The sequence below is a fragment of the Rhodothermales bacterium genome, from assembly GCA_040221055.1.
Taxonomy (GTDB): domain Bacteria; phylum Bacteroidota; class Rhodothermia; order Rhodothermales; family UBA10348; genus 1-14-0-65-60-17.
Map to the genome: position 1 here is coordinate 417,876 of JAVJVN010000014.1, position 14,233 is coordinate 432,108.

Consider the following 14,233-nt stretch of genomic DNA (forward strand, 5'->3'; position numbering starts at 1 on the left):
TGCTCGACGCTCCATCGAGCGAAAAACTACACCACCTCCTGCCACTGGGAGGGGGGGACGCCGTACTGGTCCTTGAATGCTTTCCGGAATCCGGATTCGCTTTTGAATCCGACGGCGTATCCGATTTCCTTCAGCGACTTGAGGCCCTCGTGGAGCAGGCGCACGGCTTCGTCCAGGCGTTTCTGACGGACCAGGTCGGCCGGCGTCGTTCCGGTAATGGCTTCCAGTTTGCGACGGAATTGGCGGGTGCTGAGGTTCATTTCCGCCGCCAGGTCCTCGACATTGAAACCCGGATCGTCCAGGGAAGCGGAGATGGCTTGCAGCGTGGAATCCAGGAAATCCCGGTCCAGGCGCGACAGCGATGCATGGTATCCGTCGTCCGCCGGCGGGCCCAGTAACGCGTTCTGCAGGCGTCTCCTGTTCTGGAGCAGACTGTTTATGTAGGCGTGCAGTTCGCGCGTTTCAAAAGGCTTGGTCAGGTACACGTCGGCGCCCAGCTCCAGCCCGTGGGATCGTGACTCGATATCGGTCCGGGCGGTGAGCATGATGATCGGGATGTGGGAGGTCGACAGGGTGCTCTTCAGGATTTCGCAGAGTTCGGTGCCGCTCATCTCCGGCATCATCACATCCGTGATGACGAGGTCGGGAATGACCTCCTGGCACACGGCGAGGGCCTCCCGGCCGTCCGATGCGCGCAACACGTTGTAGTCCTGGACGAGACTGGTGGCCAGGAAGTCCCTCAGGTCGGCATGGTCTTCCGCAATGAGGAGCGTGGGTCGCTCGTGAGCCGGACCGGTGAGTGTGTCTGCGCCTGATTCCGGATTGACGTGCGTCTCCGTGCTCGATGCCGGACCGGGCGAAGCGTGGGTGGACACCGCCGGAAGGGTAATCGAGAACGTGGAGCCGACGCCGACGCGGCTTTCCACCCGAATCCGCCCGCCGTGCATTTCAACGACTTCCCGGCACAGCGACAGTCCGATTCCCGATCCTTTGGCCTCTTCCTGGTTCTGTCCGCGGAAAAACCGATCGAAAATGTTCGGAAGGTCCGATTCCGGAATGCCACGGCCGGTGTCTTCAACCGTCAGTTCGATTTCCCGATCCGTGGGTTCGCCCAGACGAACCCGGATGCGTCCGCCGGAGGGCGTGAATTTCAGGGCATTGCCAATGAGGTTCACCAGCACGTGCTCCATCCGGGGGCGGTCAAAGGTCCAGTAAATGGCTTCGGACGGCGTTTCGACGTCCAGCGAGACGCCTTTTTCGAGGGCGGCGGCTCCGTAGATGGCAGCAATCTGCTGCACGAAGGCCGTGATGTCGTTCATGCGGGCGTTCAACTGGAAGGAGCCGGATTCAAGCGCGGTGAGGTCCAGGATTTCGCTCACGAGTGACGTCAGCCGGTCCACGTTCCGGTCAACAACGACCAGTTGACGCTGCCATTCGTCGTCGGCTCCACTCCGGGCGCGGTCCAGCAGATGGGAGATCGGGCCCTTTATCAAGGTCAGCGGCGTTCGCAACTCGTGGCTGATGTTGCTGAAGAAGCGACGCTTCAGTTCGTCCAGTTCCGTCAGGCGAAGCGCCTGATGCGCAATGGTTTCCGTCCGCTCCTGGACCTGTCGTTCCAGCTGCTCATTCCGGCGTTTGATCAACGCAATGCGACCCCACACCAGGAGGATGCCCGAAGACGTGCCCAGTCCCAGCAACACCAGTATGAACCAGAAGGACTCCGTGAACGCCGCCTCCCGATCAATCCACAGGGAGGTCACGTCGGTGCTCCACCGCCCGGAAATACCGGCCTGCAGGTCCAGGCGCCGGGTACCCGGGGGGACATTGCCCAGGGGCAGCAGCGGATCGGTACCCAGCAATTGCCAGTCCTGTACCCCGTCCGAGAACCGGTACCGGTACGACACCTCTTCCGAGCCGGTGAAATACGGCGCACTGAACTGGATGCTGAGCGACCGCTGATCGGCGTCGAGCGCGACGCGACCGTCCGGGTCGTCCAGCGGTTGCCCGTTTGCGGTAATGGAGAGCAGCGTGACACGCGGTGGCACCGGGTGTTCCACGAGGGTGGGATCGACGATGGCAACACCACGTTGCGTCGGAAAATGGATCCTGCCGTCCGAGCCCAGGAATCCGGCCGACTGGATGCCACCGTTTCCCTCGCGGCTGCGCATTCCTGCGGCATCGTCAATCAGCGTGGCCAATACACCCGGCTGGTCACCCCGCACGACGGCGCGGACATCGTCGGGGTCCAGCCGGTAGATGCCTTGATTCGAGTTGATCCAGATCATGCCCTCCCGGTCGCGAACCATGGCGTGTACGCTGTTGTCGGGCAGACCTTTGGACAAGCCGATGACCGCGACGCCGCCTGAAGTGATGACAATCAGCCCGACATCCTCACTCCCGACCCACACTTCGCCCGCTTCGAACGGAAGGATGGACCGGATGTTGTTGCTCGGGAAACCAGCCGCTTCATCCCGGAAAACGAGCGAATCGGCGTGAAGCCGTCCGAGCCCCTGGCCGAACGTGCCGAACAGCAACGTGCCCTCAGGGGTCTCGGCTATGTATCGTACCCACACGGTTCGGTCTTTCGCGACGGGGACGCGCCTGAACGCGTCGTCCAATTCGCCCCGGACCCAGAGTCCGCTCTGCGTTCCGATCCATAGCCGATTCCGGTCGTCAAAATAAATGGCCCGCACGGCCGGGTCCATGCCAGGCGGGTTTTCCGCAATGCACGCGCTGGCCTCCATGCGACACAGCCCTGTCCCTCCGAGCCACACGGTGCCATCCGGATCCCGTCCGGCAGACCACGGGGTAGGGGCCGGAATCCGGTCCGTAACGCGCCCCTCGACAACGCGGACGAAGGAACTGGCATCGAGCAGGCCGGCCCAGAGGCCGCCATCGGCATCCTCCATGAGCGCGTACGCATTCTCGCCCGGCAAGCCCTCGGGGATACCGAGCGTGGTCACCGCAGAGGACCGGATGAGGAAGAGTCCCAGCTTGTTGTGCGCTACCCAGATTCCTCCCGACCGGCTGGCGTGCAGCTGGTTGATGGTGCCGCTCGACGCCAGGACGAGACGGTCGTTCCTGTACACGTTGCCGTCAATGGCGTGCCAGAGATCGCCTCTGGTGTCCATGACAGGCGCTGTGCGATAAGCGCCCGGACCGTATGGAGGAGGTGCAGTCTGTGGGAAGAGGGGCACCAGTCCGGTGGCATCCAGACGCCTCCAGCCCCGGCTCGTGACGAAAACCATCTGTCCATCGAGTTCCAGCGCCGACCATGAATCGACGGCCATGCCGGGCGCGTCGGCGTGGTACAGGGCCGTGATCCGGTCTCCTTCCTTTCGCGCGACGCCCTCCTGAGTCAAGAGATACAGGGCATTGCCTGACGGCTGGAGTCCGCGGATGTCCCTGTCTGGAAGACCATCCTCTTCGGTGTAACGGGCAACCATGCCGGTGTCTGACCACGCGATCAGGCCATCCACGCCGGCAATCCAGAGCGTTCCATCTTCCGCACGGAATCCTCCGTAGGCATCGCGTGGCAGGTCGGTCCTGAGCACGCCGGTACCGTCGGGCGCCATATCCAGCGTTCCACTGTCCGTGAAAATCCATGCGTTCCCGTTGGAGGTGCGCAGGTACCCGGTCCCCGATGTGAAACCGAATTTCCGGGACAGGTCGGTGAACGCGCGGCCGTCGAACAGGATGACCTCCCGCGATTCGGTGAACAGAAGATAGCCGATTCCCTCCAGCCGGGAGATGGAGATGAGGCGATTGCTTGGAAGGTCAGGATGACTGCTCTTGTCGAACAGCGCCACGGATCGTCCATCGAAACGCACCAGGCCTCCCAGGGAGGTGACCCACAGGAAGCCGTCATCGTCCTGATACATACCGGTCACACCGGAGACAGGAAATCCATCGTTGGCTGTCCACTGGCGGAAGACGAAATCCGGGTGGATGGACCAGGCGGAAGGGTCGGTCTGACCACGGGCCATCGTACTGCAGGTTACGGCCAATAGCAGCGCGGAAACCAGCGGAAGGCAGCGCCGGGCGGCGCTGGATATGCGGCAGGGTTGGAGTCGACCTGACAGCATGGAGACGGGGTGAGCAGGAGGGGGGACGGCTACCCTCAGAGTACGAAAGAATCCCGAATTGTCCGGTCTGTAGCGGAGGATGTCCGGTCCGTGGCGGTGCGATGTTGCTAGACTGGAAGTGAACCGCCGTTCCTCATTGCTCTAATCCCAAATCACGATACCATGAACCCCTCACGCTCCATATTCGCGGCGCTGTTTGCCGCACTTTTTCTGGTTGGTTGCTCGGAAGACTCCACGCTGACGTCGCCGGAACATCCGGATACCTCCATAGCTCTTGAAAACCAGGTCCTGCTGTCAAAGAAGGGTCAGAAGTACGACGTTTGCCATGTTGATCAAGACACGGGCGCCGTCACCTTGATCTCTGTCGGTTCACAGAACGCCGCGGAGAAACATATCCAGAACCATGGCGATGGTGTGCCAGGCGCTGGCTACACGGCATTGTGCGAGCCGGATGCGGATTCCGATGGCGTGTCCGACGCGAACGATGCATTCCCGAACGATCCGACCGAGACCGCTGACTCGGACGGTGACGGACTCGGCGACAACTATGAAACCGCCAACGGTCTGGACCCCAACAATCCCGACTCCGACGGCGACGGAATTCCGGACGGCTTGGATGAGTACCCAACGGACCCGACCAATGGCCAGGGAGACGGGGGCTGTCCGATCGCACCGGAAGACGTGCAGCGCGTGAATGGCAACGGCCCGATTCCCGTTTTCGACTACACGGAGAACGGCATCACGTTGAGCTACGGACCACTCGGAACGGGCTACGGCTTGGTGTCTTCACCGTTCGTATACACAGGATCTGACCCGAACTTCGTCGGCAAGACCGTCTACTACCGGGCAACCACAGGAGACTACGTCTTCCAGGCGGAGTACGGCTGCGAAATTCTTGGATACAACCCCAACTTCGAGTACGTCCCCGGCACTCCTCCTCCCTACGACAGACTGATGGATGTGTACACGTCCGGCTACCTCTTCGAAGTGAACTGATCCGGGCGGACAGACGATCATGACGTAGGCGCGGGCCCTCGGGCCCGCGCCTACAAATCCACGATCACACCACCGTTGGCAATGAATCCGTCGGTGGGGCCCCAGATGGGCGGGAAGGTGGGGTTTGTGCGGAGGCCCGTCACGAGGGGCGATGTGCGGCTTTGACGCGCATCCAGCAGGTTCTCGAGGTTGAGGAAGGCGCGAACCGCGCCGAAGCGCCACTGGGTCATGATCCCCGTAATCAGGTACCCCGGGGCCGATCCTCCGTCCGGGAGGGGCTGCCGGCCGGTGTAGTAGGCCTCCAGGCCCACGCGGCCCCGTCCGTGCTGCTCCCACACGAGGACGGTGTACGTCCGGTGCTGCGCCGTGAGCGGAAGGGCGGTTTTCTGTCCCTGTCCGCGGGTTTCTTCTTCGGCCACCAGATACACGTACCCCAGGAACAGCTTCAGGTCGCCGCGCGATATCCGGGCCGTGGATTCCGATCCGCGCACCACGACGGCTCCGTCGCCCAGCGATGCCGCGTGGTTCACGCGCGTCACGTACACGGCCTGGTTCAGCGACAGCGCAAACGGACCGATGACCGCGCCGTAGTTCACGTCCACGTTGGCGCCCACCGAGCGTTCGGCATCCAGGCTGTCCGCCACGGGACGGACGCCCCGGAACGATCGCGCCTCGGCCTCTTCCACGAAGGGCGTCGGCGCCTTGTAGCCGAGTCCGCCGCCCACGCGCGCCGCAAGCCCGCTGTCGTGCTTGAACAGCAGCGCGGCCCGTGGCAGCAGGAAGGCCCCGAATGCATTGTGGAGGTCCAGACGCAGACCGCTCTCGAGGGCAACCCGGCGCCCGAGGCTCCAGGTATCCTGGCCGAAGACGCCCACCGAGCCGTACGCGTAGTCGAGCGGCTCCGCCTCGCCGTCGCTCTGCGTGAAGGCATCCGTGCGCAGGTCTACGCCGCCCACCCATTCGTGCGCGCCGCGCTCGCCATGGGCCGAAGCCTCGGTGTAGCTGGCCAGCTGGCGGCCGGCAAACCGGAATCCGGGCACCGCGACGGATCGCCCGAAAACGCTGCCACTGGAACGGAGCGTGAGTCCTACGCCACTCGGCAGCGGACGCTCGTATCCCGTGGCCACGGACACCCGCCCGGAGCGGTTGTGCTCGGTGAATCCCGCCCCGTCCGCGCGGACCGCCGCCATGTCGCCGCCCTCGCGGTCCTCCAGGGTCGTGGATACACGGAGCGTGAGCGTTCCCTCGCCGTACCGGTACCACGTGGGCGATACGGTGAGACGGCGCGTGGACGGCAGATTCGTAAAATCGTCCTGTTCCGCATCGTAGGCCTTCTGGAAATTGGCCGATGCGAGCAGCGTGTAGCCTGTGCGCGCATCTCTTTCAGCCAGGTACAGCGCCGCATCGAGCCCGCCGGCCGTGGTCGTGTTCACCAGCAGGGAGCGTTCGCCGGCTTCCGTGGGCCGCTTGGATACCAGTTGCACGAGACCGGCAATGGCGTCGCCGCCGTACAGCGTGGAGGCGGGGCCTTTGATGACTTCCACCTGGGCCAGGTCCAGCGGTGGAATCTGCAACAGCGAGAGGCCGCCGGCCAGGCCGCCGTAAAGCGGGAAGCCGTCCCGCAGCAGTTGGGTATATTCACCGCCGAGCCCCTGTATCCGGAACGAGGCTGACGCCGACACCGCGGACGTCTGCTGGACCACGATTCCCGGCGACTCGTTGAGCAGCATGGAGATGCCGGACGGATCCATGGCAATTTTTTCCTCGATTTCCTCGCCGCCAATGACCTCCACGCGCGTCGGGATGTTGGCAATCGTGCGACCCGACCGAACGGCCGTGACCGTGGTTTCGCCCAGTTCGATTTCCTGTTCTTCAAGGAGCACGTCGATGACTTCCTGCTCGCGCGGGAAGGTGAGCTCCATACGATGCGCGCGGTATCCGATGAAGGTGAAGGCGACCGTGTACGTGCCGTCCGGAATGGACGAAATGCTTATGCGGCCGTCGGTGTCCGTCACGCCGCCGATTTCCGTGCCTTCCACGAGCACGTTCACGCCCGGGATGGGCTCGCGCTCGTGCCCGTCCAGCACACGGGCTTCGAGGATGTTCTGGGCGGCTCCGGGGCGGCTGATGAACGCGAGCAGGAGAGCGAGTACACTCACGACACGGATGGCGAGTCGGTGTTGGCCCTGAAAACGGACGGACATGGTATCGGAAGGACAGGGTCAGTTGCAACGGCGCGGCCCGTCTGTACCGTGAGTTCCGTTCTTGGTTCTGGCCGTTGGCGTTCCGGTGAACTTTCGGGCGGACTGGAAGTATTAAACGCCAAAAGGCATAAATAATATTGCCAAATGGCCGAATCGTACAACTATCTGGACTGGGATCTGCCCACGGCTGCCCGCAAGGTGGCAGAGGGGCTTCCCACGTATGCGTTGGAGCGGGTTCGGGAGAGGCTGAGTGTATCCAGAAAAGAGTTTTCGGATATCATCCAGATATCCGAGCGAACGTTGTCGCGCCGGGCGAAGGAGCGCGCGTTGCCGGTCGATGAGTCGGAACGGGTCTACCGGTTGTCCCGGCTCATGGAGCTTGCTGCGCGCGTACTGGGTAGCGAAGACGATGCGCGGGACTGGATGAAGGAGTCGAATTTCGCACTCGGGGGAGCCATCCCGCTGGAATATGTGCGAACAGAACCCGGAGCGGAGCTTGTGGAGCAGATTCTGGGGCGCATAGAACACGGCATCCCCGTCTGATTGCGGATTACGGCCTGGCGCATATCGCATGCCCGTTTTGCGGACTCCATGTTTTCCGGGGTCGGCGCGGAGGCGGTGGGCGGGCGGTTCAACAGCCCGGGACGGCGCGCGGTATATGCCGCCGGATCCTTGTCTCTGGGTATCCTTGAGTTGGTCGTACAAGGCAATGCGCGACACAGGCTGCACGGGTTGGTTTGCGCATCGGTTTCTTTTGATGAGCGATTTCTGCACTGCCTGGAGATTCGAGATTTGCCCGCGGGCTGGAATTCGCGGCCGGCATCATCCGTCTCGCAGTGTATTGGAGACGCTTGGCTCGACAGCCAGGAGTCATTGGTCATGCGCGTACCGAGTGTCGTGGTGCCAGGGGAGTACAATTACCTGATAAATCCGGGTCATCCAGGCGTCGGCGCGCTGAAGGTGGGGGAGCTGCGGCCGGTGGACCTTGACCCGAGGCTATAATCATGGCATACGACGAAGGACTGGCTGAACGGCTCCGGGATCAATTCCGCGGACAGGCAGGCATCGAGGAGTAGATGACCTCGCCTACTGGGTTGGCGTATGTCAGGAGTTTGTGGATACGCTGCCGTCGCGGTGACGACGTAACTAACACTTGTGTTACTAACAAAAATGTTAGTATATTGCGCAAGTGGCCGGAACGACGAAAATAGCGACAGACAGGCTGCCCCCGCGCAAGCCGGATGATCTGCTGGACAGGGACCGGGAGTGGATGCGTCTCTCAGACGAGGTCCTGGCACCCGGTCCGGGACTGATTCTCGTCTTGGGGCGCCGGCGCGCCGGCAAAAGCTTCCTTTTGACACGGTTTGCACACGCCGCGGGCGGTTTTTATTACCAGGCGACGCGCAAGTCGGACCAGGAACAGCTCAAGACGCTGTCCCAGCGGCTCGCTGATCATTTTGACGACGCTTCGCTCAAGCACACGGTGTTTCCGGACTGGGATTCGCTGCTTGGATGGCTTCGTCAGAAGGTTGCCAACGAGCCGTTTACGCTCGTTCTGGACGAGTTTCCGTATCTCGCCGACGCATCCCCTGCGCTGACATCCATCCTGCAGAGCTGGTGGGATCATGACTTGACCGATTCCCGCATCACCCTCATCCTGAGCGGAAGTCACGTATCGGCCATGAAAAAGCTGGTGGACGTTGACCAGCCGCTCTATGGGCGCCGGACCGCCCGGCTGGACATTCGCCCGTTTGATTTTCATGATGCGGCGCGGTTCGTGCCCGATTGGTCACCGCGGGACAAGCTTCGTCTATACGGCATTTTTGGCGGTATGCCCGGGCATTTGGCGCTGGTCGATGCCAGCAGATCGCTCAAGGAGAACGTGGCCCGACAGCTACTGGACAGCACGGGCCGCTTGCACGACGAGGCCATCCATGCGTTCGATGCGTTTGTATCGGACGCGGACGTGCACTATTCGATTGTGGATGCCATTGCCGGGGGCGAACGACGTTGGAGCCGGATATCGAGCCGGGTGGGACGGCAGACCAGTGCGCTGTCGCGGCCGCTCGATTGGCTCGTGGACATGGAAATCGTGAAACGGACCGCGCCGCTTGAGGGAGGCAAGAAGCCGAGTCCCAAGCGGAGTCTGTATCACGTTACCGATCCGTATTTCAACTTCTGGCACACGTTCATTGCCGACATCCGGCAACGGGGTCTGTCTGAATTGGTGGATCCGCAGGACCTGTGGGACCGGTTCATTGCACCCCGGCTGGATGACTACATGGGGGGCGTCTTCGAAACGGCGTGCCGCCAGTTCGTCATGCGAGGTGAACACGCGTTGTTGCCCTTCCGGCCCATGGAAGTCGGAAGCTGGTGGAACAGCGATTCAACCGAAGAAGTGGATGTCGTGGCCGTGGACGGCCAGGGAGCGCTGCTTGTGGGCGAGTGCAAATGGGGCGCGGCCAATGCACGCGATATCGACACGCTTCGTCGCCGCGCTGACCTCGTCGCCGCGCAATCCAAGGACATCCGCGCCATGCATCTGGTGATGTTCGGGGATGGTCCGGCAGCGGATGGGGTCATCCATGTACCGATGGAGGCGCTGTTCGAGGGCGCCTGACCCCTACGGCAGCGACAGCTCCATCTTCGGGCCGCTGACGTTCACGCGGTCCAGCAACGTCGCGCTGGCGGCGTTCAGGCCGATGACGTCCACCTGGATATTGCGCTTGCGGAATTTCAGGACGGCCTTGTCGATGGCGGCCACCGCGGACGCATCCCAGATATGGGCGGTGGTCAGGTCCAGTACCACGCGGTCCACGTCCTCCAGGAAATCGAAGTGGGCAATGAAGCCGGTGACGGTCACGAAGAAGAGGTCGCCGTTCACGGTGTAGGTGCGGACTCGGCCGTCGGCGCTGAGCGCATCCTCCATGAATGCCAGGTCGGCCACTTTGCGGGCGAATAGCAGGGCGCTGAGCACGACGCCGGTGAACACCCCGATGGCCAGGTCGTGCGTGTACACGACGGTACCGACGGTCACGACCATGACCATGGTTTCGCTCAGCGGCATGGTCCGCATGGTGCGCAGCGACGCCCAGTCGAAGGTGCCAATCGACACCATGAACATGACGGCGACGAGCGCCCCCATGGGGATGAGCACCAGCCAATCGGCCAGCACCAGGATGAAGAACAGCAGGAACACCCCGGCCGAGAGCGTGGACAGCCGGCCGCGGCCGCCCGAGTTCACGTTGATGACCGACTGCCCGATCATGGCGCATCCGGCCATGCCACCGAAGAACCCGGTCACGATGTTGGCTATGCCCTGACCCGTGGATTCCCGGTTCTTGTCGCTCGGCGTATCGGTCATTTCATCGACAATCGATGCCGTGAGCAGCGATTCAATGAGTCCCACCATGGCCAGCGCCAGCGATATGGGGAAGATGATGCGCAGTGTATCGATGGAAAACGGAATGGACGGCAGGCTGAATGCCGGCAGGGCCGTGGGCAGCGCGCCCATGTCACCGACGCGGCTCAGCCCCTCCGGCAGGAAGAGCGAGACCACCGTCAGCAGCAGGATGGCCACGAGCGGCGACGGTACGACGTTCGTCACGCGCGGCAGGAGATAGATGACGGCCAGGCCACCCGCGACCAGGGCGTACATCATCCACCCGGCGCCCACGAACAGCGGCAACTGCGCCATGAAAATGAGGATGGCCAGCGCGTTCACAAACCCGATCATGACGGATTTGGGGACGAATTTCATGTACCGGCCCAGTTTGAACCAGCCGAACAGGATCTGGATGATGCCGGTCAGGATGGTGGCCGCGAACAGGTATTCCAGTCCGTGATCCCGCACGAGTACGATCATGAGCAGCGCCATGGCGCCGGTTGCCGCCGAAATCATGCCGGGGCGGCCGCCTACGAACGCGGTGACGACGGCAATGCTGAACGATGCGTACAGCCCGACCTTCGGGTCGACACCGGCAATGATGGAGAACGCGATGGCTTCGGGAATGAGCGCCAGGGCCACGACGACCCCCGCAAGCAGGTCGCCCCGGACGTTGGAGAACCACTGCTCGTGGAGCGTGCGGGTACTGGGAATGGACAGCCCATATCGGCGGTCCCCAAGAATGGAACGGAGATTCAAGTATATTCGGGGGTCAGAATGAAGCGTATGAAAGAGCCCCCGAACCCGGTCCGGCACATACAGATCCGTACGATGCGCCGGAAGCGCTATCATTCACGGTAACCACATCCCCCACGGTCATGATTGACTCCATGCTTTCCCATTACCGCATTGTCGCCGAACTCGGGCGGGGCGGCATGGGCATTGTCTACAAAGCCCAGGACACCAAACTGGACCGCGAGGTGGCCATTAAAGTGCTTCCTGCCAACGCGCTCGCATCGGACGATGACCGCGCCCGCTTCCACCGTGAAGCAAAAGCCGCGGCCGCGCTGAATCATCCCCACATTGCCGCCATCTATGAAATTGACCATGCGGACGGGGAGCATCCGTTCATTGCCATGGAGTTCATTGACGGCGAGACATTGGATGCTCGCGTCAAGAAGGGGCCGCTGAAGCTGAAGGATGCGGTGGACATTGCCTGGCAGATTGCGTCGGCGTTGGGGGCCGCCCACGAAAAAGGCATCGTGCACCGGGACATCAAGAGCGCCAACATCATGCTCACGTCCAAAGGCGTGGTCAAGGTGCTGGATTTCGGGCTGGCCCAGACGTCCGCATCCACGAAGCTGACGCGCATGGGGTCGACGCTCGGGACGGTCGCCTACATGAGTCCCGAGCAGGCGCGCGGGGAGGAAATCGATGCCCGGACCGATCTTTGGGCCCTCGGCGTGACCCTCTACGAGCTCGTCGCGGGCCGCAATCCATTCCACGGGGACTACGAGCAGGCCGTGGTGTACGCCATCCTGAATACGGAGCCGGAGCCGCTGACCGCCGTGCGCACGGGCGTTCCCATGGAACTCGAGCGTATTGTGAACAAGCTGCTGTCCAAGCAGAAGGAATACCGGTACCAGTCGGCTGCCGACTTGCAGGCGGATCTGAAGGCGATGGATGTGCGGGGGAGTGGTCTGAGTCAGCGATCCATGCCGGCCCACACCGGCGGGGTGGCCGCGCCCCTGCCCGGCCTCATGTCCGGTCCCCTCTCCGGATCCTTGCCCCGGTCGAACCGCGGGTTGGCCATGGTGGCGGTGGGCGCTTTGCTGGGCCTGGTGCTGGCCACAGCCGCGTTCCTGGCGCTGTCCGGTTCCGGTACGCCTCTGCCCGCGACGAAGACGGTGGTGGCACAGATCAATCTTCCGTCCGGCATGACGCTGGAACCGGGGCGGTCCGCTCCCCTGGAACTGCACCGGAAGGGGATCGCCCTGTCGCCGGACGGCAATACGCTCGTTTTGGTAGGCTCCTGGCGGGAAACGACCGCCCTGTATCGCCGCGACATGGCCTCGACCGTTTTCGACCGGATTCCCGGCACCGAAGATGCCTACGGCGTGACGTTTTCGCCCGATGGATTGCGCGTGGCCTTTTACGCGAACAACCGGTTGAAAACCGTGCGTCTGGACGGGGGCTCGCCGCGTGATGTGGCAGACGTTTCCCTGCCCTACGGCCTGGTATGGCTGCCGGACGATCAAATCATGTTCCTGAATGCGGAAGGGGGGCGCCTGGAAGTGGTCCCGGCCTCGGGAGGGGAATCCCGCGTGATGGATATCCGATTGCGGGATGACCCGTCCATATCCCTGACAAGTAGTTTCGATCCGATTGACCTGCTGCCGAATGGGCACGTGCTGGGTGATACGGAGATGGGTGTATTCGAATTGGATCCGACCGATGGGACCGCCCGACGGATTCCCGTTGCGACCGCATTCGCCTTGATGGGCGCCGATGGGTCGTTGGTCTACCAGGATGGTAAAGGGTTGTCCGTCGTCCCTTTCGACGTCACGTCAGCCGCTCCTCGCGGTCCGGCCGTGACCCTTTCGGACAGCTTGCTGTCCTTCCGATCAGCACAGTCCCACGTGACAACGGACGACCACGGCAACCTGGTGTACGTCCGGGGGGCGGACTTGCGGCGAACGAAGCTTGGCTGGCTGGACGTGGACACGGGCCAGGTGGAGGATATTGAGGATTTCGCACCTGAAGCGTTCCACGCGTTCATGATCGCCCCGGATGGACGCTCCGTGGCCATTTCCGTCGGGGGTATTTCGTCGGATGAAATATGGAACTACAACCTGGAACGGGGCACCCGGACCATGGTGTCGTCGGGCGGATTCAACAACACCCCGGTCTGGTCGCCTGACGGACTGCACATACAGTACGGAAGCTCATTGGAGGCCGGTTCGGCTGTGCTGGGCGTTTCCGCGGGGGGCCTGTCTGCCCCCGACACGCTGCTCGGGTACGGTCGCGCACCCGAGTGGATGACACCCGACGCGTCCATCCTGGGGGTGATCTATATGACCGGCCGGCAGTGGGGCCTGGGTTACGTCCATCTGGATGACCCCGAGACGGTCCTGCCGATTGCCGATCAACCCGATGTGACGCAGGTGTTGTCGCGTCTTTCCCGCCGGGGCGATCGGGTCGCCTACACCTCGAACGCCAGTGGGGATTACCAGGTCTATGTCCAGCCTTTTCCGCCCACGGGCCAGGTCTGGCAGATTTCGGTTGGCGGGGGCGAGGAGCCCGTTTGGGATCTGGACGATTCCGCCATCTTCTACCGGAACGGCAACGAGCTATTCCGGGTGGATGTGACCGAAACCGCGACCGGCCCGGCGTTTTCCCGCCCGGAAAGCGTGTTCCGCGGCGCATTCCAGAACGTCGCCGGCTACTCCTACGACATTTCCCCGATTGACGGGCGCTTCCTCATCTTGCGCACCGCTTCCGAGGAGCGGCCCATCACGCGCTTGGATGTCATATTGAACTATCCGGCGCTGGTGGAGGAATAG

General features: G+C 62.7%; 7 protein-coding genes. 4 read left to right on the forward strand and 3 right to left on the reverse strand.

What is annotated here, in order from left to right:
* Positions 1 to 26: 26 nt before the first annotated feature.
* Positions 27 to 4,085 (reverse strand): ATP-binding protein, encoded by a 4,059-nt coding sequence (locus RIE53_09360; protein MEQ9104895.1) that lies wholly within the window; start codon positions 4,083 to 4,085, stop codon positions 27 to 29.
* Positions 4,086 to 4,247: 162 nt separating this feature from the next.
* Here RIE53_09360 and RIE53_09365 point away from each other — a divergent pair, with 162 nt between their 5' ends.
* On the forward strand, positions 4,248 to 5,081 hold the full coding sequence (locus tag RIE53_09365; GenBank protein MEQ9104896.1) for a hypothetical protein: 834 nt from the start codon (positions 4,248 to 4,250) through the stop codon (positions 5,079 to 5,081).
* Positions 5,082 to 5,131: 50 nt separating this feature from the next.
* On the opposite strand, the gene RIE53_09370 is transcribed toward RIE53_09365, so the two are convergent.
* Positions 5,132 to 7,285 carry a TonB-dependent receptor gene (locus RIE53_09370; protein ID MEQ9104897.1) on the reverse strand — a complete coding sequence of 718 codons (2,154 nt, stop codon included), beginning with the start codon at positions 7,283 to 7,285 and terminating at the stop codon, positions 5,132 to 5,134.
* A gap of 144 nt (positions 7,286 to 7,429) precedes the next feature.
* Here RIE53_09370 and RIE53_09375 point away from each other — a divergent pair, with 144 nt between their 5' ends.
* Positions 7,430 to 7,828 (forward strand): DUF2384 domain-containing protein, encoded by a 399-nt coding sequence (locus tag RIE53_09375; GenBank protein MEQ9104898.1) that lies wholly within the window; start codon positions 7,430 to 7,432, stop codon positions 7,826 to 7,828.
* Positions 7,829 to 8,474: 646 nt separating this feature from the next.
* Positions 8,475 to 9,905, forward strand: a complete 1,431-nt coding sequence (locus tag RIE53_09380) for an ATP-binding protein (GenBank protein ID MEQ9104899.1) — start codon at positions 8,475 to 8,477, stop codon at positions 9,903 to 9,905.
* 3 nt (positions 9,906 to 9,908) lie between these two features.
* Here the strand turns inward: RIE53_09380 and RIE53_09385 are convergent, their stop codons facing one another.
* Positions 9,909 to 11,384: a SulP family inorganic anion transporter gene (locus RIE53_09385; protein ID MEQ9104900.1), complete on the reverse strand. Its 1,476-nt coding sequence runs from the start codon at positions 11,382 to 11,384 to the stop codon at positions 9,909 to 9,911.
* Positions 11,385 to 11,548: 164 nt separating this feature from the next.
* Here RIE53_09385 and RIE53_09390 point away from each other — a divergent pair, with 164 nt between their 5' ends.
* Positions 11,549 to 14,233: a protein kinase gene (locus RIE53_09390; protein MEQ9104901.1), complete on the forward strand. Its 2,685-nt coding sequence runs from the start codon at positions 11,549 to 11,551 to the stop codon at positions 14,231 to 14,233.

Bases quoted from the DNA above. Each gene is read 5' to 3' on its own strand.
- RIE53_09370 (MEQ9104897.1), bottom strand. From the start codon at position 7,285: ATGTCCGTCCGTTTTCAGGGCCAACACCGACTCGCCATCCGTGTCGTG.
- RIE53_09365 (MEQ9104896.1), top strand. From the start codon at position 4,248: ATGAACCCCTCACGCTCCATATTCGCGGCGCTGTTTGCCGCACTTTTT.
- RIE53_09375 (MEQ9104898.1), top strand. From the start codon at position 7,430: ATGGCCGAATCGTACAACTATCTGGACTGGGATCTGCCCACGGCTGCC.
- RIE53_09390 (MEQ9104901.1), top strand. From the start codon at position 11,549: ATGATTGACTCCATGCTTTCCCATTACCGCATTGTCGCCGAACTCGGG.
- RIE53_09360 (MEQ9104895.1), bottom strand. From the start codon at position 4,085: ATGCTGTCAGGTCGACTCCAACCCTGCCGCATATCCAGCGCCGCCCGG.